Genomic DNA, 23,972 nt, shown 5'->3' on the forward strand with positions numbered 1-23,972 from the left:
TGGATAATACCAATTTGCAGTATGCGGATGGGTATTATCCAAATTAGTATTATCCAAGCGCTAACCAAACGCCCACGCACATCATTAGCGCACCAGCAATACGGTTTAACCACTTCACATTGTCGCCTTTATCTAAAAACAGCCTTAAGCTCTTTCCGCCTGTTGCGTAAATCAACATACAGATAAATTCGCTCAACATAATAATGCCCACTAACACAGCAAGCTGTGGGGCAACTGCTAAATCAACATTGATAAATGGAGGCAGTAAAGAAATCATAAATGCCCACCCTTTTGGGTTTGCAATAGCAGTAATATAACCTTGCGAAAACAATTGCCCACGGCCAATTTGTTGCTGTGCATCATCCTTAGGTTTGAAGCTGGTTTTAGCGCGCCACATATTAACACCTAAGTATATTAAGTACGCGCCACCTAGGTATTTTAAAAAGGCAAATAACTCAGGGTAATTAAGCATAATACTGGCAACCCCAATCACCGCTGCAATGGCCACCGTGGCAACGCCTAACACCTCACCGACCATCATCCAAAGCGTACGCCGAATACCCACACTCATCCCTAACGTCATGGCGAGCGTCATACACATACCAGGTGTAATTGAAACAAAGAAAAAGGTCGGAATAAAAACCGCGAGTACTGCTAAATCGAGCATAAATGCAATCACATGTTTATAGCTAAAAAAGAGAAAGCGATTAAATCACATTCACTTAAATAAGCAAACAAACACGCGATTGCTAACAGGGTTATAAAAACATACCGCCCATGCCTATGAATATCGTCTACTCAAATAGACGTCACTTACCAAGGCGCACTCGCGTTTTTATTGATTGGTTAAGCGAGCAGTTAAAACCGATTACGCAGAGCTAAGATGGTTGCTATGTGCGCTTCAGTTTAACTACCTTTAATTACAGACAGCAGGAGTTGATCAATTTCATTATTCACTCCACCAACGCTACTATTGTTTAAAATTACATAACCAATATTTTTATCTGTCACAGAGCGAGTTAATGATGTCCAGCCTCTATTAAACCCTGCAAAACCTAAACTATTATTCTCAGAGTCTATGACATAGCTCATACTCCATCGCCCTCCGGTATGAGGCTGAGCTTGAATCATATTTGCAATAAGCTGATTTGATAAAATATTTGAACCAAGGTAATTACCTTGCTCATTTTTTAGCACTGCCTGATTAAACTTAGCTAAATCATCTGCAGTTGTTATAAAGCCAGCGGCAGCAGTTTCTGTAAAATACACCATCGCTGTTTTGTTGCCATTCTCATCGTAAGGACTAGCCAGCATTGCTGAAGAAACACGGTTGATATCAAACGAAGAATTTGTCATTCCGAGGGGTAAAAGAACGTTTTCAGTCATAAAATTACTGAAAGATTGATTAGTCAGATCTTCAATTAACAGCTGAACTATCGTGTAACCACCACCTGAATAAGACCATTTAGTATCAGGCTCATGAATAATTTTAACGGCTCCCCCCCCTGTGTTATTGCCTTCTAATGACTCTACAAGAGTAGGTAATGGATCTTCAGCGCTCCATCCATTGTACCCACTTAATGAAAGCCCTGATGTATGAGAGAGAATATTACGTAAAGTTACCTTGTTAGCATCAAACTGAGAATTCGGTATTTTCCAGCTTTTTAAGTAATCATTAATTGGTTTATCAAGTTCAACTTTACCTTGTTCAACTAGTTTCATTGCGCCCCAAGCTGTAATCACTTTAGAAATAGAGCCAACATTGAATAAAGTTTTGTGTGTGATTGGAGTTCTATTTTCAGCGTCAGCATAGCCATAATAATATGAACCAACCACCTCTTTCCCTTGAACAATCGATATAGCAATACCACGCGCTTTGCTTTTTTCAAGAATTAAAGGGATCTCTTTATCTAGCACTTTAGAAAATTCTAAACTTTTAGTTTGTTTTGCATGTAATGAGCAAGACGATATTAAAAACAATATTAGAATTATAAACTTATTCATGAGCATCCTTGTTTTGTAACGACCTCATCAAAGGCCTGTTTTAGTTGGCTAAAATTAGCTGGGTATATAAAAACTTAGCGATTTGTATCTTCCCTTCAAGTGCTGTTCACCTGCTTGTTCATCAATGTAAGTACGTAGACTAGTTACACTATCAAAAATAATGCTTGCTGGTAACTGGCCTGATTATTAGTCCACTTCATGACTTTAAATGTGCGCACATGAACAATATTTCCTCTTATTTGCTTACCGCTTATCTACGAATAAGAATATGCAAGTAGGCAATACAAAAATCCCCGCTTAAAGGGCGGGGATTTTTTATAAGAGTAATTTTCTAATTACTGAGTAACGCCTTCAGCAGCAACTGGCTCTGCTTGTTTTTCGTCACTTAATAAGTACTTATCTAACCACTGCTCTTGCTCCCAAAGCACATGTAGCAAGCTCTTACGAGCACGATAGCCATGCGCCTCATAAGGTAACATCACTAAGCGGGCTTCTTTACCTAAGCCTTTTAATGCAGCGTACATACGCTCACTTTGCATTGGGAAGGTACCCGAATTGGGATCTTCTTGACCGTGGATCATCAGCATAGGTTCATTGATTTTCTCAGCGTGGAAAAACGGTGACATAGCCGCATACACATCTTGTGCTTGCCAAAAGTCACGCTCTTCACCTTGGAAACCAAATGGCGTTAGCGTGCGGTTATAAGCACCACTGCGGGCAATACCGGTTTTAAATAAATCGCTATGGGCTAATAAGTTCGCCACCATAAAGGCACCATAAGAGTGACCAGCAATGGCAATTTTGTCTTTATCTGCGACACCTTTTTCTACAAGCACGTCTACCGCAGCCTTGGCACTTGCTACCAATTGTTTACGGAATAAGTCATTTGGCTCTTTCCCGTCAACACCCACAATTGGCATTTTCGGGTCGTCAAATACGGCAATACCTTTTGCAAGATAAGGCATTGGCCCCCAATAACCGATATAGGTAAATTCATACGGCGACTCGCGCATTTGTGACGCAACAGCTTTATCTTTATATTCTAGCGGATAAGCCCACATTAGAACCGGTAACGGGCCTTGAGTTGAATCATAACCCGGCGGCAAATAAAGCGTACCACTAAGCTCAACGCCATCATCACGCTTGTATCGAATTAACTCTTTAGTCACTCCTTTAAATTCTGGGTAAGGGTGCTCAAAGGTCGTAAGTTGAGTCAGGGTTTTATCGTCTAGGTCGCGAATAAAGAAGTTAGGTTGCTCAGTTTTAGATTCGCGAATAGTAATTAAACGCTCGCCTTTGTCATCAAGCATGGCACGTATACGTTCATAGTATGGCGCTTCTGATTGCCAAACGCGTGTTGTGGTATTGGTCTTTACATCATAACGGTCTAAAAACGGAATATTGCCTTGTTCAGATGCACCGTTACCGCGTAAGAAAAGATAACGCCCGCCAACGACTTTTAATACGTCAGCGCCTAAATCATTCTTTTCATATATTGGGTAACCTGGATCTTTGTAGGCATCGTTATAGCTACGCTCAGAAAATAGCACTCGGTTTTTATCTGCATTACGTGGTTGAATAACAAATGTGCGAACTTGTCGGTCGCTAAAGCGCCATTCAGATAACAGAGCAACATTGCCATTACCCCAAGTAATTGAATCAAATCGGCGTTCAACTTTAGCAAATAACTTAGCATCACGTTTAAAAGGTGCTCTTAGGCTATAAAGGTGATCGTGATAAGGCACGTCGGTTTTCATATCGCCGCCGTCTTGTGCTTCTGCCCAAATTACCTCAGCCCCTTGATCTGCTCGCCATTGAAAATCACGGCGACCAGTGCGAACACTGTCATAGCCTTGTGGAATGTTATCAGCTAAAGGCTGCTTAGCAAGCTCTGCTAACGTATAGCCACGCATGCCCCAAATTTGCCAAGTAGCTGCAAATCGACTGTAAGGCACTTGATACGAAAATGGCTCATCAATCATGCCAACCAAAATATTGGTTGAATCTGGTGAGACAGAAAACGATTTAATTAAGCCCGGCTGACCAATCGGTTGACCTTGACCACTGAGCGGAATATAAGTCAGCTGGCTTTGGGCAAAGAACTTAAATTGCGCTTCATCATAAGGGCTTGTTAGTAAGTTTTGATATGTACGGGCAGGCGCTTTTTCACCACTACTTTGTTGAATAACCGGCACAACCTGCGAGCTGTCGTTGCTTAAGCGAGCTTTACCTATATTGACCGCTGCATTAGCAACAATGGCGCTGCTATCTGGCAACCAAGTATAAGGTGTGCGAGTTAACACTGAATTAAGAAGTGTATCACTTAGCTGGCGGGCTTGCTTAGTACTTACATTATAAACCCATAAATTAGCACTCGATGCTTGCTCAACGACAAACGCCAAGTATTGACTGTCGCTTGACCAGCTTGGTGAGCGTAAAATGCCATTTGGCAAACCAGATACAACAATTTCAGAACCGGTTTCGACATGTTTAAGCACTAACGACGTAAACTTATTTCGTACTCGTGAGCGCGAAAAATTAGCAGGATTAAGCTTAATGCCCGCAAGTTTTAGCTCTTCTTTGGCTAAATCTTGTAAGGTATCGATGCGTTTTCTATCAAATAATGCCAGCCACTCGCCATCATTTGATAAATAACTACTCGGTGCAAGCTTAGCGTCAACCACTGCAGCTAGCGCAGGCGATGGAGTTTGATAACCTTGATTAGCAAAACTGGGTGTGCAAACAGCTGCGCCAATAACTAGCGCAAAAAGCAGTTTAAATGCTTTCATGTTCGTTCCTTTTTCGTTTTTATTTTCGATTCTGTAAACAAGTAGAACATGTTTGCAGCATTTCATAAAGAGTTTCGACCCTTTTGGCAGCCAATCAGTGACTTAAACAGCTAAATTACGCTAAAATAAAAGCACTCTATTCGCCACTTTTTGCTAATAAAAATGAAAAAATCGACAGGCAAAGTCACAATTTGGGATGTTGCTGAACAAGCACACGTTTCAAAATCAACGGTGTCTTTGGTCCTTACCAACAGTGATAAGGTCAGTAAAAAAAGTAAAGAAAAAGTACTGGCTGCCATTGATAAGCTTGGCTACGTGTATAACCGTGATGCTGCAGCACTTCGTAGCAAGCGCTCAAACTTAGTCGCGCTGGTTATAAATGACTTAACCAACCCTTATTCAGCTCAACTTGCTGTTGGACTCGAAAAACACATCTTTGAGCTTGGCATGCTGCCAATGCTGGTGAATATTGCGGAGTCTGTCGAAAGGCAAACTCAAGTGGTGAAAACCTTAAAAGAATACAACGTATCGGCGTTTATTATGTGCCCGGCTCCGGGAACTAAGCAACAGTGGCAAGATGATTTAATAAATAGTGGTTTTCCGGTTATTAATATCATGCGTGAAATTCCATTTTCAGCAGCACCCTGTATTTTGCCTGATAACAAAAAAGGCACACATATTTCGACCAGCCATATTTTATCGCAAGGTATTGAAGAGGTAGCCTTTTTAGGCGGCACGGCAGAAATATCTGATTATCATGAACGTTTAAGTGGTTTTTTAGCTGCGCTTGAGCAATTTAATATCACTGACGAAAAACCCGTTATTAAGGCACCGACAAACCGACAAGGTGGCCGTGAAGCCTTTAATACCCTTATAAAACAAGCACCAAATACCAAAGCCATTGTCTGTTTTAATGATGTGATTGCTTACGGCGCGATTGAAGCTATGCGCCAACACGGCCTAGAGCCGGGTAAAGACATCAAGGTTATTGGCTTTGATGACTTAGAAGATTCGCGCTTAATGTTGCCTTCTCTTTCAACCATCGCCATTAATGCCGATGAAATCGGTAAACGCACCTGTCAGGTGCTAAAAGAACTATTAGATAAATCAACACCGCCAGTTCGCACCTTGGTGGATGTTAACTTAAAAATACGAGACTCAAGTCAATGAAAAAAGTGTTAGTGATCGGCTATGTATGGCCTGAGCCTAATTCGTCGGCAGCCGGCACCCACATGATGTCACTCCTGCGCGCCTTTCGTGCAGAAAACTGGCAAGTTGAATTTGCCAGTCCTGCGCAAAAAACCGAACATATGGTGGAACTCAGCGAAGATGGCATTACCACTCAGGTAATTGCATTAAATTGCTCTAGCTTTGATGAGTACGTGCAAGCGTATAACCCTGATATTGTGATGTTTGACCGCTTTATGATGGAAGAACAGTTCGGTTGGCGAGTCGATAAATACTGCCCTAACGCACTTAAGATTCTTGATACAGAAGATTTACAGTGTCTAAGAAATGCCCGTCACGAAGCTCATAAAGCAGGCCGGGAATTCAGCCAAAGCGATTTACACAGCGATATTGCAAAACGAGAAATCGCCGCAATTTTGCGCTCAGATATCAGCTTAATTATCTCGCATTACGAGATGCAGTTACTCAATGACGTTTTCAAAGTCGATTCTGCCCTACTTCACCATTTACCATTTTTGGTTGATTTGCAGCATATTCCCACTAGCACCAAAACATTTGCTGAGCGCAAACACTTCATGACTATTGGTAATTTTCGTCATGCGCCAAACTGGGATGCAGTGTTGTACTTACAACAGATTTGGCCGCTGATCCGCAAACAATTACCCGATACCGAACTCCACATTTATGGCTCTTACCCGCCACCAAAGGCAACAGCGCTTAACAATCCAAAAACCGGATTTTTAATTAAGGGCTGGGCAGATGATGCCTATAAAGTAATGGAAGATGCCCGTGTGTGTTTATCGCCACTGCGTTTTGGGGCTGGTATTAAAGGTAAGTTACTCGAAGCGATGATCATGCAAACGCCTAGTGTAACAACCCCTATTGGTAGTGAAGGCATGCATCAAGATGAGCCTTGGTCAGGCGCAATCTGTGAAGATGCACAGCAGTTTGCTGATGCAGCAGTGGCACTTTATCAAGATGAAGCGTTATTTACTCAGGCACAGCAAAATGGCCAGCATTTATTGCAAAAATATTATGATAAATCAAAACTTCAGTCGCAGTTAATCGCTAAAATCACCGCTATTAGTGAGTCATTAGCGCAGCATAGACAGCAAAATTTTACCGGCCAAATGCTCAAACACCACACCATGCGTTCGACCCAATACATGGCGCAGTGGATTGAAGCAAAAAATAAGTAATTTTGCCGTAAATAACACTAGACATAGCGGCTTTTGTCGCTAAAATCGCGCTGGTCAATTTAAGCGATATAGTCTAGCTATTAGACTATATCTTATTGAATTTTGGTCTATCCTTAACTGAACAATTTAACCTTTGGTTCAAAACGCCTTTGAAAACCGCAACGTTTACTGAAAAACGAAAATTTATCGTGAAGCTTGGCAAAATGCTTCATAAATACGGTACACCTGCATACCGACTAGAAGCGCACTTAATGGAAGTTGCGACTTACCTCGGTTTGAAATCATCTTTTGTTATGTCGCCAACATCCGTGACTTTTGTGATCTGGACTGATGGCCATGAAGAAGAGTACACCCATGTTGCGCGTGTTGATCCAGGCGATCATGATTTAGGCTCGCTGGCAGATACCGATGACCTAGTAAACAAAATGCTAAATGGGGAGCTGACGTTACAAGAAGTCGATAAACAGCTCGATATTATTTACACCATGCCGAACCCATATAATAAATTTATGACCGGCGTTGCGTTTGCAACCTCGGGTGGCGCGTTTGCAATGTTGATGGGTACCAGTTGGAATGATGTTTTTTGGTCAGCACTCATTACCTTAGTTGTGTATTTATTTGTGCTTTGGTCAACGCGTTCTAAGCGTGTTGCACATATGCTTGAACCATTAGTTGCCATTGTATCGGCGATTATAGCCTGTGCTATTAGTGTCTATATTGATGCCCAAATTAACATACGACTGGTGGTACTTTCAGCCATCATTGTGTTTATACCCGGCTTAGCATTAGCCCTCGGTTTAGCAGAGTTAGCAGCTAGGCATTTAGTGTCTGGTACAGCTCGGGTTATGGACTCATTCATGCTGCTGTTTAAGCTGTATTTTGGTGCTTTTATTGGTATCGGTATTGGTTTTGCTATTTTTGGCCAAAGTGACTTTGTGCAACCCGAGCCTTTACCTAAATGGACGGCTTGGCTAGCTATTTTCATGCTATGTAGCAGCCTAATCGTCATTTTTAGAACCAAGCTAAAGCATGCTGTTTGGTCTATTGCATCTGGCTTTATAGCGTATGGTACAAGTATTGGTTCAGCCATGTACCTAGACTACACATTAGGCACATTTGTAGGCGCATTAGCCGTGGGCGTTTTTAGCAACTTATTCAACCGCGTTGTCAATGCTCCAGCCTCCATTGTAGCTATGCAAGGTCTGATCGTATTGGTACCAGGTAGTAAAACCTATATTGGTTTAAACTCACTGATAGAAGGCCAAGATTTCGTTTATGCAGACCATATTGGCCAGCAAACCTTTTTGATTTTCATGTCATTAGTGGCGGGGCTTATCTTTGCTAACGTCGCGCTGCCACCGAAGAAAAGTTTATAACTTACTAAGCCCGAGTTTCTCGGGCTTTTTTACGCCCTCGTTTTTATAAGCCGACTTTGCTTATCAGCAACAAACTGATATAACTCTTAAGTGCATGTGGTAAATATAAAAAGGATTTATTCAGTGATAAGATTGGCTTGGCTGTTATGCAGCTTTTTCGCCTTTAATGCGTTTGCAGAACCCCAGTGTATTAACTGTCATCAAAGCCAAGTTGAAGACTGGCAAACATCCCATCATTTTCATGCTATGGAAAAAGCCACTCCCACCTCGGTGCTTGGTAATTTCAATGAGCAAACCCTTAACTACCAGGGCCAGCAAGCGCGCTTTTATCAACAAGACCAACAACTTTTTATAAGCATGCCAAACCTAGATGGCAAGCAGACTGACTACCTTGTTTTATACACATTTGGCTATGAGCCATTGCAGCAATACATGTTTGATATGGGCAAAGGCCACATACAGCTATTTCCCTTTGCGTGGGACTCACGCAGTAAAACAGACGGCGGGCAGCGCTGGTTTGTACTGCATCCTGAGCAGAAAAAGCATGACCTATTTCATTGGTCGCAAAAAGGCCAAAACTGGAATCATATGTGTGCTGATTGCCACTCAACTGATTTCAAAAAACAATTTGACCTTAAAGCGAATAGCTTTGATTCAAGTTACTCAAGTATTAACGTGAGCTGCAAAGCGTGTCATGGTGATACCCAAGCTCATTTGAAATGGGCTGATGGCGATAGCAGCATTGCCGATAAAGGCTTTACTCATAACATTAAAAAGCAAACCCCGCTTTTTTCTCAACAAGCCGATGGCAGGATGCAAAGCGTACAGCCACTTGTAAAAAGCGATCAAGTGCAAGTCTGTGCAACCTGTCATGCTCGGCGCTCACAGCTTGATGACCGCAAAGACCCGCATAGTTTTTTACAAAGCTTTCAAGGCTCATTACTCACTCCTGAGCTTTACCACGTTGATGGTCAAGTATGGGATGAAGACTATGTATGGGGTTCATTTTTACAAAGTAAAATGTTCAACGCGGGGGTAACCTGTAGTAACTGTCATAACCCTCATTCGGGTAAATTAAAGCTACCGGGCAATCAAACCTGTACGCAATGTCATAGTCAAGAGATGTTCGATACACCAAAACATCACGGCCATAAAATGGCAAGTATGGGTAGCCAATGTGTCGATTGTCATATGCCCGCGACCACCTATATGCAAGTAGACGCCAGGCGCGACCACAGTTTTCGAGTACCTCGCCCAGATTTAACATTAAAAACCAATGCCCCTAATGCGTGTAATAGTTGCCATGAAGATAAAACACCACAATGGGCCGTCGCAAAAATGAAAGACTGGCATCCAAATTCAAAACATCTTGGCACTGCGCATTTTTCTGAGGCGTTTTATGCGGCAGATAACCGCCTGCCTAATGCGTCAACTATGCTGACTAAAATAGTGCAAGATAAAAATTTCCCTGAGATTATCCGTGCATCAGCACTGAGCCGTTTAGCAGCAAGTCCCGATAATAATGCCGTTGTTGCGATTGCTCGCTCAGTAAAAGACAGCGAGCCATTAAAACGCCAAGCGGCCATTGAAGCGGCGATGCCATTTGATATCAATCAGCGCTGGCGCCTATTAAACTCTCTTTTAGACGATGAACATTTACCAATCAGAGCCGAAGCTGCAAGAGCACTAGCGGCCATGTTAATCCAGCCTTTTCCGGCGGGTCTTAATGAGCAAGACAGCAAACGCTTAAGTGCAGCACTTAGTGACTACAAAAGAATTCAACAATACCAAGCAGAGCGCGGCTACTCACATACCAATTTAGGTAATCTTGCGCTCACATTACAAGAACCAGAGCAAGCCAAAGCACATTACTTACAAGCAATCAGTATTGAGCCTATTTTTGCTCCTGCTTATGTTAACTTAGCTGATCTATACCGCAATCAAGGCGATGAGAAGGCAGCGCAAAAAATCTTAAAACAAGGCTTAACGGTTAATAAAGAAAGCGCCGATATTCATTATGCCCTCGCCATGAGCCTTATTCGCTCCAAACAAAAAGACATAGCACTTACACATTTAAAAAAAGCTGCCCAGTTCGCAGAAGATAATGCAAGCTACCAGTATACTTATGCGCTGCTGCTACAAGATTTAGGTAATATGCCAGCAGCAATATCAGCCCTTGAGCGTGCTTTTAATCTAACACCGAATAACCCTGATATTAACTACAGTTTGGCGCAGTGGTATGTGGCAGAAGAGAACTACAGCCAAGCGCTGTTTTATGCAAGAAACCTCGCTCGTTTAGTACCTGGCAACCAGCAAGTTCAGCAATTTGTTAAGCAACTAGAAATGATGAATAGCATCAATTAATTGATAGTTAGAGGCTAAAAGAAGCTTTTTAAATTTAGCAAGTATTATATGCTTTGGACAATTGAACTAGATTAATAAATAAGCTATAAGTAGCGAAAGAAAGTACATCTATTTTAATATTTTGTGTAAGGACAGCACATGGCTTCTCTTCAATTTACTCCACTTATCCTCATTTTCTCAGCTTCATGCTTTGCAACTGAACAAAAAGAAGTACAAGACATGTCTGATCCACTGGCTGTTTATACACAAGCCGGTACCGGTGCGACAAACAAGGGCCTTAATTTTAAAGTGGGTCAAGCATACGATACAGGTATAGCTACAACTGCTGGCATGAATGTTATTGAAGTCAAAGGTATTTATGGTGATGTGCTTGGTTGGGAAAGCGATAGCAGAACGACAGATTCTATTGACTCATTTCGCTTTCGTAATTTCTCGGTTGACTTAAGCTCAATGAGTGCAACACAGATTGATGCTAACTATAACCTCAATGCCAACCTTATTGCTGACGAAAGCATGGATGTCTCATATAGCTACATTAAAGCCCTTAAACCTATGGGACGCTTTACGTTTTACCCATTAGCTGGGGTCGGTGCATCGCTGGGTGAAAATACCCTAGAAGATGACGGCAGTCGTGACAGTGGTTATGCCATTATGGGTGCATATGGTTTAGTGGGTATGTACGCAAAAATTACTATTAACGATAAAATTTGGCTTAACTACAATCCATTTTGGCTAACAACTATCGGCGGAAGCGATAACTATAAAGATCACTATTATGGTTTAAACCAAAGCCATATTTTGACTCACGAATTTGCAGCCAGTTATCAAATTAACCCACGTATGAATCTACGCTATTTCGCAAACTGGAACGAAAACCTTGACTTCTTAGATGGCGATCATCGTCTCGAATTTAACTATCAGCTATAAATTAATATGTGAAGTAAAAAGAAACAACAAGGTAAGGGATTAAGTGAAAAACGTTGTACTAATAAATATGCTTACAGCAAGTTTGCTCAGCACACAAAGCTTTGCATCAAGTTACGATGAATATGCAATAAAACCTGCAGAGCAGCAATTAAGTAATCAACAACAAAAAGTTGATGAACCTATTTCATTTCTTCCTATACCAACCTTTATTACAGAGCCTGCTGTAGGGCCAGGCCTTGGGGTCGTTGGTTTATTTTTTCATGACAACGAAAAGAAAGCTAAAAAGAAGAAAAAAGAAGGCTCGACCCTGCCACAAAGCATCAGTTTAGTAGGCCTAATGGGCACTAAAAATGGTACCAAAGGCGGCGCTGTTGGCCACATTACGTTTTGGGATGAAGACCGAATTCGCTATCAAGGGATTGTTGGCTGGGCGAGTATAAACCTTGATTTTTACACCTTTGACGAGATTAAACTGCTTACACCTTTATCGTTGAATATTGAAGGCCCTGCGGTGTTTCAAAACCTTAAGTTACGTTATGACGACAGTAACTTCTTTTATGGCTTTAAGCAGATATATCGTCAAGTTGATATTAGCTTAGCCGAAAACCCTATCGAAGATTTTCTGCTCGAAAATGATATTATCAAGGAACATCTATCGCTTGATGTAAATACCTCAGGCATTGGTCCGTTACTAGAATACGATAGCCGAGATAACCCACTGAACCCGGAGCGGGGCTTTAACTATAAGGCCGAATATTTATATTATGATGAGGCAATTGGCAGTAAGGTTGATTACACCAGCCTAAAGCTTACCGCCTTAAATTACTGGCGTTACACCGATAAATTTAACTTTGCCCTGCGCATGCAATATGACTCAGTAAATAACCGTGGTAAAAAACGCTTACCGGTTTATATTCCACCAAGTATTAGCTTACGGGGTGTATCTGCAACTCGATATCAAGGCCTTGATGTGTTTGTGGCCGAAGCAGAAGCAAGTTATAAAGTCACGCAGAAAATAAAGCTTAATTTATTTACTGGCATGGGCTGGGCTGCCGATAATTTTTCTGATTTATCTAAGGCTGAAACCATTGATACTGTTGGCGCAGGCTTTCGTTATTTAATTGATGAACATTACGGTATTAGCATAGGCATAGATGTTGCGCATGGCCCTGAACAAAACGCAATTTACATTCAGGCGGGTTCTACTTGGTAATCGAAACTAATACTTTTGTTATTATTTTAATAACTGATTAAACCTAAAGATTGAATTAATTTGTTTCACTGCTATTATCAATAGCTCAATAAACATTCAGGGATTGAACGGATGCATAAAAAAGTATCAACCAACCATTATCCATTCAAAGATTTTAAACCACATGGCCTTGTCGAGTTTTATCAACATGAACATACTCTTTTAACGACTGCCATAGGGCCTTTCAACGAAGAGATTATTGACGCGCACTCTTTTATGCAAAAAGATTACATTAATAAACTCACCACTGATTATGGCCAATGGTTTGAATTGGTTGAGTTTGAAAACTCATGCATGGCAACTCCTGGGGCACTCGAAAAGCTAATGGTGTACTTTGTAGAACTGCGACGTAAAGGCATTGCACCGGCAAAAACAGCCTTTGTCATCAAAGAGGGGCTTGAAGGCGGAAGCTTACTTACCGATACCTACTGCAATTTGTATAAACGAGCAGGCATGGTAATGAATGTGTTTAAGTCAAAAACAGCGGCCCTAAACTGGTTAGCAGAAGAGTCTGTTACTGAATTAGCCTGTTAATACACAATTTAGTTTAAAAAGTGTTGCTCTTCTTCACGCAAGGTCAACACTTCAACTCCCTCAGCCGTTACCGCTAAAGTATGCTCCCATTGCGCAGAAAGCTTTTTATCTTTTGTAACTACGGTCCAACCATCTGGCTTAGTTTTTACCTTAGCTGCCCCTTGATTGATCATTGGCTCTATCGTAAAGGTCATCCCCTCTTTTAGTACAAGCCCCGTATTTTTCTTGCCGTAATGTAATACTTGTGGCTCTTCGTGCATTTGCTGGCCGATGCCATGACCACAGTACTCTTTAACCACACTATAACCATGTTGATGAGCAAAATTTGCAATCGCATTACCAATATCCCCCAGCCTCACACCTGGTTTTACCATTTTAATTGCGTGCCACAGGGCTTGCTGGGTGGTGTCTACCAAACGTTTTGCTAAAGGCGATACATCACCAATTAAGTACATTTTGCTAGAGTCAGCTAAATAGCCATTTTTCTCGAGGGTGATATCAATATTCACAATATCGCCTGCTTTCAAAATGCCTTTGTCGCTTGGAAAACCATGACATACCACCTCATTCACAGAGGCATTTAATACATAAGGGTAGTCGTACTGCCCTTTACTTGATGGCCTTGCTTGTAACTGCTCAACAATGTAGCGTTCAACGAGATCGTTTATTTCCATTGTAGTCACGCCCTCTTTTACTAAAGGGTCAAGATAAGCAAATACATCAGCAAGTAATCGACCAGACTCTCGCATCAAAGCAATTTCATCTGCATCTTTAATCACAACCTTACTCATCACTTACATCCTTAGCCTTCACATCAGCTTGGCGAAGTTGCTCTTTAATAATATCGCTGTAGGTCATGGTAGGATTAAGCTCAGCAAGCATGCCTATTTTAATCCAATACTCAGATTGCGAGTTAATTGAGCGCACCATCGCTGTACTTGCTTTACGGATTTCTTCGTGTAGCTCATCGCTAATTTTAACAATACCCATCATATGACCTATATATAAAACATATACAGATCGTATTCATATTATATAAAAAAGCAAGGAGAACTTGTTTAATTACAACTCAGCTATCATTTTAACAAGCGCTTGTGTTGTCCATTCAAGCTCATTGAATTTAATATCAGGTTGATAATAAAAGCCTTTTTCACGTGGTCTATTTACATAGACCTTTATCGGCAGAATGACTTTAGCAAAGCCTGAAGGTAAGGTTTCGAGCCTCACTTCCATATAGGTAGAGTCTGTACTACTTGGTGCGCCTACTAATTGTGTGTTTGCAAACAGCTTAAAACTATCCAGTGCATCTAAACAGGCGCTAGCACATTGCCCTGGCACAATCACATAAACCGGTGTAGTAAATTTGCTGGCATTTTTTGGCATTGCTTGTCGCTCTGCTGCAGGTATCTCGACATAATAATGTTCACCCTTTTCATAAGCCGCCTGCATACTTTCGTGGGTCGTTTTTAGCCATTGATACCACGGGCTAGCCTTATCATAGCTTGCGACTACATCACCTAAATAGTCAGTATTACCTTTAGAAGTTCGCCACCACACTTGGGTATTTTTGTGTAACTCATAGCGGCCATATTTAAACTGTTCACTGCCCCAAAGTGCTGAGGCTATTTGCTCACTCCACATCGATGAGCCACCTTGATTATGACGAAGATCAAGCACCACAGCTTTAGCTTGCATTAACTTATCATGTTGCTGTTCAATAGCGCTCAGCATCGCTTGATAATCCGCTTGCTGCTGCTCATTGGGTGCAAAAGTTGGCATGCTGATCCAAGCAATATTCTCTAAAGGCCAATTAAGCTCAATTGGTAACTTATCGCCGTTGTAAGCATTTTTAAGATTTTCACTGACAGTATCAGGCCTAATACGCCAGTTTAACTTTAAGCTGTAAGCAGAGCCGTCGGCTTTTTCGAAAGTGCAGCGCTCAAGAGGCGACAAAAATGGATTTCCATCATCAATCGCTAGTCGCCAACCATGGTTCCACCAACTACCGGGTTGTTCTACTTCTCCGTAATAGCGAAAAACACGCTCAACTAGCAAAGTATCAATTGCTTTATTATCACAGCTCACGAGCTTATCGCCTTTGGCAACTGTATCTAGTTCGCTGTAATACACTTTCAACGCATCACCGCGCCAAACAGTTGAAAAGCCCGGCCAACTTCTTTGTGGCTTTAGTTCACTTGGTAAGGTATCAACCGCTCCCGCATGACCATCTTGTAGTATGGTTCTAAAACGTGCAATAGCAGCAGAAAAACCTTGTGAACTATGCGCTTTTACAGCCAGCTTTAAGCCTTCTTGCTTTGCTTTTTCGAGCTGTTTTACAAACCCAGGGTTACGCATATCATGCATCCCAGGGTGGTTTATAACCGATAACTGATAAGCCGCTTCAACATCTTTGATAGCAAGCTCAGACCAATTAATTTCAGAGTTAGTTACTGTATTAGCCTCATTGGCGCGACATATGTCCACACTAAGTGAGCTAAAGTTAAGAGCTGTAAAGATAAGTGATGAGTAAAGCGCCAAGCGTTTCATAAAAATCCATTTTAAATAGTCATTATGTTCAAAAAACACCCTATTTAATCACTAAGACATTGTTGTGGCAATGAAAAGTACTTCACATATGAATAGATTAAAAAAATTCATCTATCAGGTTTATTTTAATCGTTTGTCGATTTAGATGGATTACTCTAAAGTTAACTCATCAGCAAACGATGCTGCGATTAACGAGGAAACCAATCATGTTTAAACCACTTTTAAAACGACTTGCTCTTAGCTCTTTATTGACATGTTCAGCTTTTGCAATCGCTGATCAAAGTGACTACAAACTAATGGTAATTAGCGACTCAGATTCATCGCAAGCAATTATGCAAGGCCAATATGATGCAGTGTTAAATAGCACAGCTCAAGCGACTGACTCAAACAGCCAATACGAACTTGCATTCAATCGTTGCGCAGCAAGTGTGAAGTCTAAAAACTTCAGCGATGCAGAATCACTTTGTACTGAAGCTATCAAGCTTCTTAATACAAGCGAAGTACGCGGATATAAACGCCGAGAGCTAACTTCTTTCGCTTTAAGTAATCGAGGTATCGCACGCATCATGTCGAAAAACGACACAGCTGCACTGTCAGATTTTTATGAAGCGGTAAAAATATCGGGTAATGATTTAGTCAATCACAACCTAAACCGCGCTAAGAAAAACTTAGCTTTATAACGGAATTGTTGTCACAAAAAGTCTAGCTTGTGTGTTCTCTGGGCTTTTTCATATATCGAGTCATGGCACTTGCGGTGACTCAACCAAATTGTTGTCAAAAGCTTAGCTTGTGTGTTCTCTAAGCTTTTTTATTCCGAGTCATGGCACATGCGGTGACTCAACCAAATTGTTGTCAAAAGCTTAGTTTGTGTGTTCTCTAAGCTTTTTTATTCCGAGTCATGGCACTTGCGGTGACTCAACCAAATTGTTGTCAAAAGCTTAGTTTGTGTGTTCTCTAAGCTTTTTTATTCCGAGTCATTGCACTTGCGGTGACTCAACCAAATTGTTGTCAAAAGCTTAGTTTGTGTGTTCTCTAAGCTTTTTTATTCCGAGTCATGGCACATGCGGTGACTCAACCAAATTGTTGTCAAAAGCTTAGTTTGTGTGTTCTCTAAGCTTTTTTATTCCGAGTCATGGCACTTGCGGTGACTCAACCAAATTGTTGTCAAAGGCCTGGCTTGTGTGTTCGCCAGGCTTTTTTATGCCCGTTATAAAATAACTTGCCAATAAGCTACATCAACCCACTGAGCGAACTTTTTTCCAACTTGCTGGAAATGCGCGACCTTTTGCATATTATATTTTTCATGCAAGGCGATACTTGCTACATTAGGTAATGCAATCCCTGCCATAACAGCATGTACATTTTGCGCTTTTAGCTGAGCAAACAGTGCAGCGTAGAGCTGTGTACCAACCCCTTTTGCATGACTACCAGCATCTAAATAAATCGAAATTTCCACTGAGTGTTGGTAAGCTTTACGTGCTTTCCAAGGTGTTGCATAACAATATCCAATAACCTTGCCATTAATTTCGGCAACCAACCAAGGTAAGCCAGAGGCAAGATTAGCCTGTATCCGCTTTGCTATTTCAACGTCTGTGATAGCATCAACTTCAAATGTAACCGTACTATTGAGAACATAGTGATTGTAAATTGCAGCAATGGCTTTACTATCATCAACCGTTGTATTTCTAATCATGTTTGAAATTCCTTACTCAACAATGATTTATTAATAACAGAAAAGAAGATTTGGGAATACATTTACGCAAAATAAAAACGCCACTAGACGTGGCGTTTGGGTAGTTTCGACAACAATAAGAAATTGCTTTTAAAAGAAGCCCAGTGGATTTTCACTGTAACTTACTAATAGGTTTTTAGTTTGCTGGTAATGATCAAGGGCGAGTTTATGTGTTTCGCGGCCAATGCCTGATTTTTTATATCCGCCGAACGCAGCGTGCGCTGGATACATGTGATAGCAGTTTGTCCAAACGCGGCCCGCTTCAATCTTACGGCCAAAGTGATAAGCACGATTCATATTTCTGCTCCATACACCAGCCCCTAAGCCAAACTCTGAGCTATTGGCAAGCGCTAATGCTTCCTCTTCATCTGTAAAGGTCGACATTGAAATAACGGGGCCAAAGATTTCTTCTTGGAACACACGCATGTCGTTGGTGCCTTTTAACAGTGTTGGTTGAATGTAGTAGCCACCGTTAAACTCATCTGACAGCCGCTCTACTTCACCGCCAGCGAGTACTTCAGCCCCTTCTTGTTTACCAATTTCGATGTAACTTAGGATCTTATCAAACTGAGCTTGCGATGCTTGTGCGCCGACCATGGTTTCTGTATCAAGTGGGTTACCACGTTTAATTTGTAAAGTGCGGGCAAGAACACGCTCAATAAACTGCTCGTAAATGTCTTCTTGAATAAATAAACGCGATGGACAGGTACAAACTTCGCCTTGATTAAAGTATGCAAGTACAGCCCCTTCTATAGCTTTACTCAAAAACTCATCGTCTTTTTCCATTACATCATTAAAAAAGATATTTGGCGATTTACCACCTAGTTCGACCGTTGATGGAATAATATTATCAGCAGCACATTTTAAAATATGTGAACCTACCGGCGTTGAACCTGTAAAGGCAATTTTAGCAATTCGAGTACTGGTTGCGAGGGCTTCGCCAGCTTCTTTACCATAACCGTTCACAATATTTAGAACACCTGCTGGTAACAAATCACCGATGACTTCAAGCAGCACTAAAATTGATGCAGGTGTTTGTTCAGCCGGTTTTAAAACAACACAGTTGCCCGCAGCAAGAGCTGGAGCAAGCTTCCATGCAGCCATTAGCAATGGGAAATTCCAAGGAATAATTTGCCCTACTACACCCAATGGCTCATGGAAATGATACGCAACGGTGGTTTCGTCAATCTCACCAATAGAGCCTTCTTGTGCGCGAACACAGCCTGCGAAATAGCGAAAGTGATCGGCCGCTAATGGCACGTCTGCCGCCAGAGTTTCACGAATTGCTTTACCATTATCCCAGGTTTCTGCAACCGCGAGCATCTCTAGATTTTGTTCAATGCGATCGGCTATTTTTAATAAGATATTACTGCGCTCTGTGACTGACGTTGTTCCCCACGCTGCTTTTGCATCATGGGCTTTATCAAGTGCCAGCTCGATATCTTCTTTTGATGAACGAGGTACTTTACAAAACACTTTACCGTTCACAGGGCTGATGTTTTCAAAGTATTCTCCTTTTACAGGGGCAACCCATTGGCCACCAATATAATTCTCGTATTGCGCTTTAAAATTAACTTTTGCGCCTTCACTACCTGGGTTTGCATAAATCATAATGTGTTCTCTCTTCAAATTGTTGTGTTTTATTTAGCATTGACTAAATTACGCGGTAGGTTATTGTTTAATGAACCGCTAGCTTTTGAAGTTAGCTTAGTTAATAGAAGTACACTTGATTCCTAGTCCAGACTTTTTGACTATTTGTCCAGAATTTAGGGCGACAGCGAGGCAACAATGAACACATCAGTTAGCAGCAGAAGTTTAGATAAGAAACGGCAACGTATTGATGTGCTTATTGAAAATAAAGTAAGTTTTGCTGGAGAGCATGCTGAATTAAGTATTTACGACACCTATTTAGATGCGCAAAAAGTAGCGCTGCATTCCACTGAATTATTATTTTGCGGCATGATAAGTGGCAAAAAAATCATGCATGTTGCTGACAGTGATTATCATGAAGAGTTCTTGCCAAACCAGTCATTTGTACTGGCCCCAGAGCAAGGTGTATTAATCGATTTTCCAAATGCTTCGCTCAACCAACCAACAACCTGTTTAGCGATTGAAATTAGTACAGACAAAATAAGCCAAGTAGTCGATATACTTAATTTTAATCAGCAAATTACACAAGATGACTTTTTCCAATATCAAACGAAGCTAGTCCATACACAGCATAACCTGCAAACCCAACAACTGCTTGAACGGATGATTACCCTGTTTAGCGAAAATGAACAACACCGTGATTACTTAATTGATCTATCACTCAATGAGTTAATAACCCGCCTATTACAGCAACAAAGCCGAGATTTAATGATCGCAAGCTGTAAGAAAGGTAAACTTGCAACTCCAATGAGCCATGTAATTAGCTATATAGAACAACATCTCGCAGAGAATATTGATATTGATGTGTTATGTAAGATAGCGTGTATGAGCCGCAGTAAGTTTTATCAGCAATTTAAGCTAGCATTTGGTGTCACCCCAGCTCTTTGGCAGCAGCAATTACGCTTACAAAAAGCATACAAACTGCTCGAAAAAGGTGAGGCTATTAGTCAGGTTTGTTATCAATTAGGTTTTAATAACCCGAGCCATTTTAGTCGTGTGTTTAAACAAGCCTTTGGCGCAACCCCAAAGAGTATTGCTAACCATTAAACCTAGGGTTGCAACGAGTATAAACCCGATAGGTCAATGCCAATAAAATACATATAATACTTGGTACATAAAGCGCCGAAAAGCTAAATTTTGCAAATAACCATGCACCTGATAAGCCACCTAAAATAAAGCCGAAGATGATTAGGCCAAATAGCTTAGCCTTACGCTTATCAAGCTCCTCACCTCGGAAAAAACGACCAAACATAATACCTAAATCAGTAAAGATCCCTGTCACATGAGTGGTACGAACGATTGCACCACTGTAGGTCGTTGCCAATGCGTTTTGTAATCCACATGCCGCAGAGGCCAAAAAGTGCCCATAACCAGAGCCATTAAACAATAGCCAAAGTGCGCCTAATAAAAGCCCTGCTTCGATTAATAATGCGGTGTCGTAGTGACGACCTAATTTAAGTGCAGAGCTATGCAGTAAAAACCCTGCAATACCAGAACCTACTAAAAATGACAGTAATACGCCTAATAAATGTAAAGCATCAAGGCTATTGCCATGCATTAGATCTGCGCCAAGCAAAGTTGCAGTTCCTGATAAATGTGATACAGCTTGATGTTCAAAACTAAGTAACCCAACTGCATTCACGCAACCGGCTACCAACGCCAAAATAAATGCCCCAATCTCAACCCACTTTGGTAACTTAGAAATCACTCGCTACTCGCCTTTTTTTGCTCTCTTACTCATTCTTTTATGGTACGTTAATTTTTATGACTAAAAACACTTTTTTTCGACTCTTTATATGGTAATTTACAATTAAGTAAATCGATTAAGAAGCTATAATGACAAAGCTAAAAAGTTGGACGCTGAAAAGTATCGCCAAAGAGTTAGGTGTTTCAAATGCTACCGTATCAAATGCGTTTAACCGCCCGGATCAATTATCTAAGGCGCGCCGTGAAGAGATCTTAGCTGCATGTAAAAAGCTAGGCTATTTTGGTCCCAATAAAGCGGCGCAATCATTACGTCGTGGCACCTTTAATATTGTTGCCCTAGTGCTACCAGACAGTGTTGAATATATGGTATCAGATCCGGTTGCAAGTAGCTTTATGCGTGGTGTGTCAGCAGTACTCGAAAAAAACGGCATCAATCTTTTATTATTTTCAGGTAACAACGATAACCTAAATAGCGTGGTTGATTTTGTTGATGGTTTTATTTGCTACGGTCGCCCACGTAATAAGCAACTTGTTGAACAATTGAAACAAGTACCAAAACATGTGGTAACAGTCGATTTTAACATCGGTCGCGATGCCTCTGTAAACGTAAACAACCAACAAGCCAGCTTTGATATTGCCAAACACGCACTACAAAATAATGATGATCGGGTTGCTATTTTAGGCCTGCGCTTACTCGATAACGACGTTTTATGCCGAGTTTACGAACATCATGAATTTGAGGCTGGTCAGTCTATCGCTCATCAACGACTGCGCGGTTATCACCAAGCAATCAGCGATGCTGGCGTCACCCTTGGTGATGATAGAACATGGAATATTCCAGAAAGTAGCGAACGCTTCGCTAGCATTGCTGCTAAAGAAGCACTTAGCAGCACCCCACGACCAAATGTATTGTTGTGTATGAGTGATTTAATCGCCCTTGCCGCAATGCGCGAAGCATTAAAAATGGGGTTATCAATTCCTGAGGATGTCAGAATTGTCGGCTTTGATGGTATAGATGAAGGACAGCGATTTGTGCCAAAACTCACAACTGTCCATCAAAATAGCGAAGAAAAAGGCCGCATTGCTGCGACCTTGTTTATATCTAAAGAGCAGCAAACAGCCGAAATCGACTATCAGCTGCAATTGGGTCAAAGCAGTTAAGCTAATAAGTCAGCTAAATTAGTCATGCTTTGCCCGCCATCTCGCTGATCAAGAATCATCACTTCACGGCTTGCAAAGTCGACCTTTAACTCGATTGAGCTGCTATCATCATGCCAGCTTAAACGACATACACTGCCTTCACCTTTAGCAATAAATTCACCATTAAAAGCTGAGTGCTCATTACGCAATTGAATGAGTTTAATCAAGCCTTTAACGACAGGTTTAGCAAGCGCTGCATCAATGTCTTGTGCATTTAAATATGGGCGATTAATATCACGACCTACATTTGTGCGAGCCAGTAATTCCATATCATTTTCACAAGCGAACAGGCCGCCATAATAAACTTGTGGAATACCTGGTGCAAAGAATTGAATCGCACGAGCTAGTAGGTAATCAAAGTCATCTGCGCCCAATGCATTGTAATATGTACAGTTTACTTGGTATAAATCAACATTACTTGCAGCTGCACCAGTTGCAAGGCGACTTTGCCCTTCACTTTTTTCATGAATGGTTTCTACCAAGTTATCAATTTGCGCGGCGTTTAATAAGCCCGGTTTATCACCCATAGGGCCCGCATCAATGATACCAATGCCATCATGGGTATCGAGAACCGTTAAACAGTTACGCGGCGAAATTGTTAGCCAGTTCAGTAGAGCTTGCGCATCATTGCTAAACAAACTGTGTAAAATTAGTGGTGGTAAGGCAAAGTCATATACCATATTTACACGCTTTGCGACTTCAACCTGAGTTTGGAAGTGGCTATGAATCTCAGCAATGGTTTCCATACCTGCTTCATTAGCTTGCGCAGAAAGCTTATTTAAATATTCAAATGTTTCGTCAAGCATAAAGCAGTTTGTGCCTGCTTCTTTGATAGCGTAACCAGCAGCATCTAAACGAATAATGTTAACATTATTATCAGCAAATTTGCCAAGTACAGTATTTAAGTACTCGATGCCCGCCGTTGATTTCACATTAATATCAATTTGATTATCGGTAAATGTAGTCCAAAAATCATAGGTTTGGCCATCGCCGCATGCAATTGGCGTAAAGCAGCTACCAGGACGCGGACGATAAATCGCTTGTTGTTCAGCCTCAGACATACCATTTGGGAATACATCATCTTTGGTTAGAAATAAATCCCAAAACTCAGATTGCTTGCCTTTAGCTAATACATCTTTAAATTGAAAAGACTGTGCTGAAACATGGTTAACAATTAAGTCAGCCATTAAATCATAGTTGGCACCAAGCACTTTAATATCGTCCCAGCTACCAAGACGCGAGTCTACTTCGCTATGATCAATGGGATCAAAGCCAGCATCACTGCCATCAATCGGGTTATAAAATGGCAACAAATGTACACCTGCAAACACATTGTTAAGTGGGCCATTTAATAAATTACTTAATTCATCAATACCTTGACCTGTAATTCGGTCTGCGTAGGTGATTAATTGCACTTTATTGTTGATCATAATTGTTAATACCAAGTTGAAACTTAATCGATTAAGATATATCTTTAACCACGACAGCAAATTATTCAAGCAG

General features: G+C 41.2%; 20 protein-coding genes. 10 read left to right on the forward strand and 10 right to left on the reverse strand.

Annotated features, from left to right (window positions below):
• Positions 1–49 precede the first annotated feature (49 nt).
• From QUE86_RS16700 to QUE86_RS16710, 3 genes are all read right to left on the reverse strand, one after another.
• Complete coding sequence (locus tag QUE86_RS16700; protein WP_130052778.1) at positions 50–667, reverse strand: LysE family translocator; 618 nt, start codon at positions 665–667, stop codon at positions 50–52.
• A 239-nt stretch (positions 668–906) separates the two neighbouring features.
• A complete protein-coding gene (locus QUE86_RS16705) occupies positions 907–2,004 on the reverse strand; it encodes a serine hydrolase domain-containing protein (protein ID WP_286260684.1) in 1,098 nt (365 codons plus the stop codon).
• Positions 2,005–2,339: 335 nt separating this feature from the next.
• A complete protein-coding gene (locus QUE86_RS16710; protein WP_286260685.1) occupies positions 2,340–4,793 on the reverse strand; it encodes a S9 family peptidase in 2,454 nt (817 codons plus the stop codon).
• Positions 4,794–4,955: 162 nt separating this feature from the next.
• Between QUE86_RS16710 and QUE86_RS16715 the strand changes: the two genes are divergently transcribed.
• The 7 genes from QUE86_RS16715 (at position 4,956) to QUE86_RS16745 (ending at position 13,633) form a co-directional block, all read left to right on the forward strand.
• A complete protein-coding gene (locus tag QUE86_RS16715; RefSeq protein ID WP_130052781.1) occupies positions 4,956–5,963 on the forward strand; it encodes a LacI family DNA-binding transcriptional regulator in 1,008 nt (335 codons plus the stop codon).
• Positions 5,960–7,180: a glycosyltransferase gene (locus QUE86_RS16720; RefSeq protein ID WP_250662263.1), complete on the forward strand. Its 1,221-nt coding sequence runs from the start codon at positions 5,960–5,962 to the stop codon at positions 7,178–7,180. Before QUE86_RS16715 ends, QUE86_RS16720 begins: the two co-directional genes overlap by 4 nt.
• A 149-nt stretch (positions 7,181–7,329) precedes the next feature.
• Positions 7,330–8,556 (forward strand): threonine/serine exporter family protein, encoded by a 1,227-nt coding sequence (locus QUE86_RS16725; RefSeq protein WP_082401625.1) that lies wholly within the window; start codon positions 7,330–7,332, stop codon positions 8,554–8,556.
• A gap of 123 nt (positions 8,557–8,679) precedes the next feature.
• Positions 8,680–10,920, forward strand: coding sequence for a tetratricopeptide repeat protein (locus QUE86_RS16730; protein ID WP_286260686.1), 2,241 nt, complete (start codon positions 8,680–8,682; stop codon positions 10,918–10,920).
• Positions 10,921–11,058: 138 nt separating this feature from the next.
• Complete coding sequence (locus QUE86_RS16735; protein WP_256853951.1) at positions 11,059–11,847, forward strand: hypothetical protein; 789 nt, start codon at positions 11,059–11,061, stop codon at positions 11,845–11,847.
• Positions 11,848–11,890: 43 nt separating this feature from the next.
• Positions 11,891–13,060, forward strand: a complete 1,170-nt coding sequence (locus QUE86_RS16740) for a BamA/TamA family outer membrane protein (protein ID WP_286260687.1) — start codon at positions 11,891–11,893, stop codon at positions 13,058–13,060.
• A gap of 111 nt (positions 13,061–13,171) precedes the next feature.
• Positions 13,172–13,633, forward strand: a complete 462-nt coding sequence (locus QUE86_RS16745) for a hypothetical protein (protein WP_130052784.1) — start codon at positions 13,172–13,174, stop codon at positions 13,631–13,633.
• 8 nt (positions 13,634–13,641) lie between these two features.
• Here QUE86_RS16745 and map read toward each other — a convergent pair whose 3' ends face one another.
• The 3 genes from map to QUE86_RS16760 form a co-directional block, all read right to left on the reverse strand.
• Complete coding sequence (gene map, locus QUE86_RS16750) at positions 13,642–14,424, reverse strand: type I methionyl aminopeptidase (protein ID WP_130052785.1); 783 nt, start codon at positions 14,422–14,424, stop codon at positions 13,642–13,644.
• Positions 14,417–14,623 carry a ParD-like family protein gene (locus QUE86_RS16755; protein ID WP_119853080.1) on the reverse strand — a complete coding sequence of 69 codons (207 nt, stop codon included), beginning with the start codon at positions 14,621–14,623 and terminating at the stop codon, positions 14,417–14,419. Before QUE86_RS16755 ends, map begins: the two co-directional genes overlap by 8 nt.
• Before the next feature lie 72 nt (positions 14,624–14,695).
• Positions 14,696–16,180, reverse strand: coding sequence for a S41 family peptidase (locus QUE86_RS16760; RefSeq protein ID WP_286260688.1), 1,485 nt, complete (start codon positions 16,178–16,180; stop codon positions 14,696–14,698).
• A 206-nt stretch (positions 16,181–16,386) separates the two neighbouring features.
• On the opposite strand from QUE86_RS16760, the gene QUE86_RS16765 reads away from it, so the two are divergent.
• On the forward strand, positions 16,387–16,860 hold the full coding sequence (locus QUE86_RS16765; RefSeq protein ID WP_130052787.1) for a tetratricopeptide repeat protein: 474 nt from the start codon (positions 16,387–16,389) through the stop codon (positions 16,858–16,860).
• A gap of 527 nt (positions 16,861–17,387) precedes the next feature.
• Here the strand turns inward: QUE86_RS16765 and QUE86_RS16770 are convergent.
• Complete coding sequence (locus QUE86_RS16770) at positions 17,388–17,873, reverse strand: GNAT family N-acetyltransferase (RefSeq protein WP_130052788.1); 486 nt, start codon at positions 17,871–17,873, stop codon at positions 17,388–17,390.
• A 129-nt stretch (positions 17,874–18,002) separates the two neighbouring features.
• On the reverse strand, positions 18,003–19,523 hold the full coding sequence (gene exaC / locus QUE86_RS16775; protein ID WP_286260689.1) for an acetaldehyde dehydrogenase ExaC: 1,521 nt from the start codon (positions 19,521–19,523) through the stop codon (positions 18,003–18,005).
• Between the two features lie 177 nt (positions 19,524–19,700).
• On the opposite strand from exaC, the gene QUE86_RS16780 reads away from it, so the two are divergent.
• Entirely contained in the window at positions 19,701–20,609 is a 909-nt protein-coding gene (locus tag QUE86_RS16780) for an AraC family transcriptional regulator (protein ID WP_250662268.1), read from the forward strand.
• On the opposite strand, the gene QUE86_RS16785 is transcribed toward QUE86_RS16780, so the two are convergent.
• A complete protein-coding gene (locus tag QUE86_RS16785; RefSeq protein WP_130052791.1) occupies positions 20,599–21,270 on the reverse strand; it encodes a YoaK family protein in 672 nt (223 codons plus the stop codon). The two genes, QUE86_RS16780 and QUE86_RS16785, sit on opposite strands and share 11 nt — an antisense overlap.
• 128 nt (positions 21,271–21,398) lie before the next feature.
• On the opposite strand from QUE86_RS16785, the gene QUE86_RS16790 reads away from it, so the two are divergent.
• Positions 21,399–22,430, forward strand: coding sequence for a LacI family DNA-binding transcriptional regulator (locus QUE86_RS16790; protein WP_250662269.1), 1,032 nt, complete (start codon positions 21,399–21,401; stop codon positions 22,428–22,430).
• Here the strand turns inward: QUE86_RS16790 and gtfA are convergent.
• On the reverse strand, positions 22,427–23,899 hold the full coding sequence (gtfA, locus tag QUE86_RS16795) for a sucrose phosphorylase (RefSeq protein ID WP_130052793.1): 1,473 nt from the start codon (positions 23,897–23,899) through the stop codon (positions 22,427–22,429). The two genes, QUE86_RS16790 and gtfA, sit on opposite strands and share 4 nt — an antisense overlap.
• Positions 23,900–23,972: the final 73 nt, after the last annotated feature.

Source organism: Pseudoalteromonas apostichopi (assembly GCF_030297135.1).
Classification (GTDB): Bacteria; Pseudomonadota; Gammaproteobacteria; order Enterobacterales; family Alteromonadaceae; genus Pseudoalteromonas; species Pseudoalteromonas apostichopi.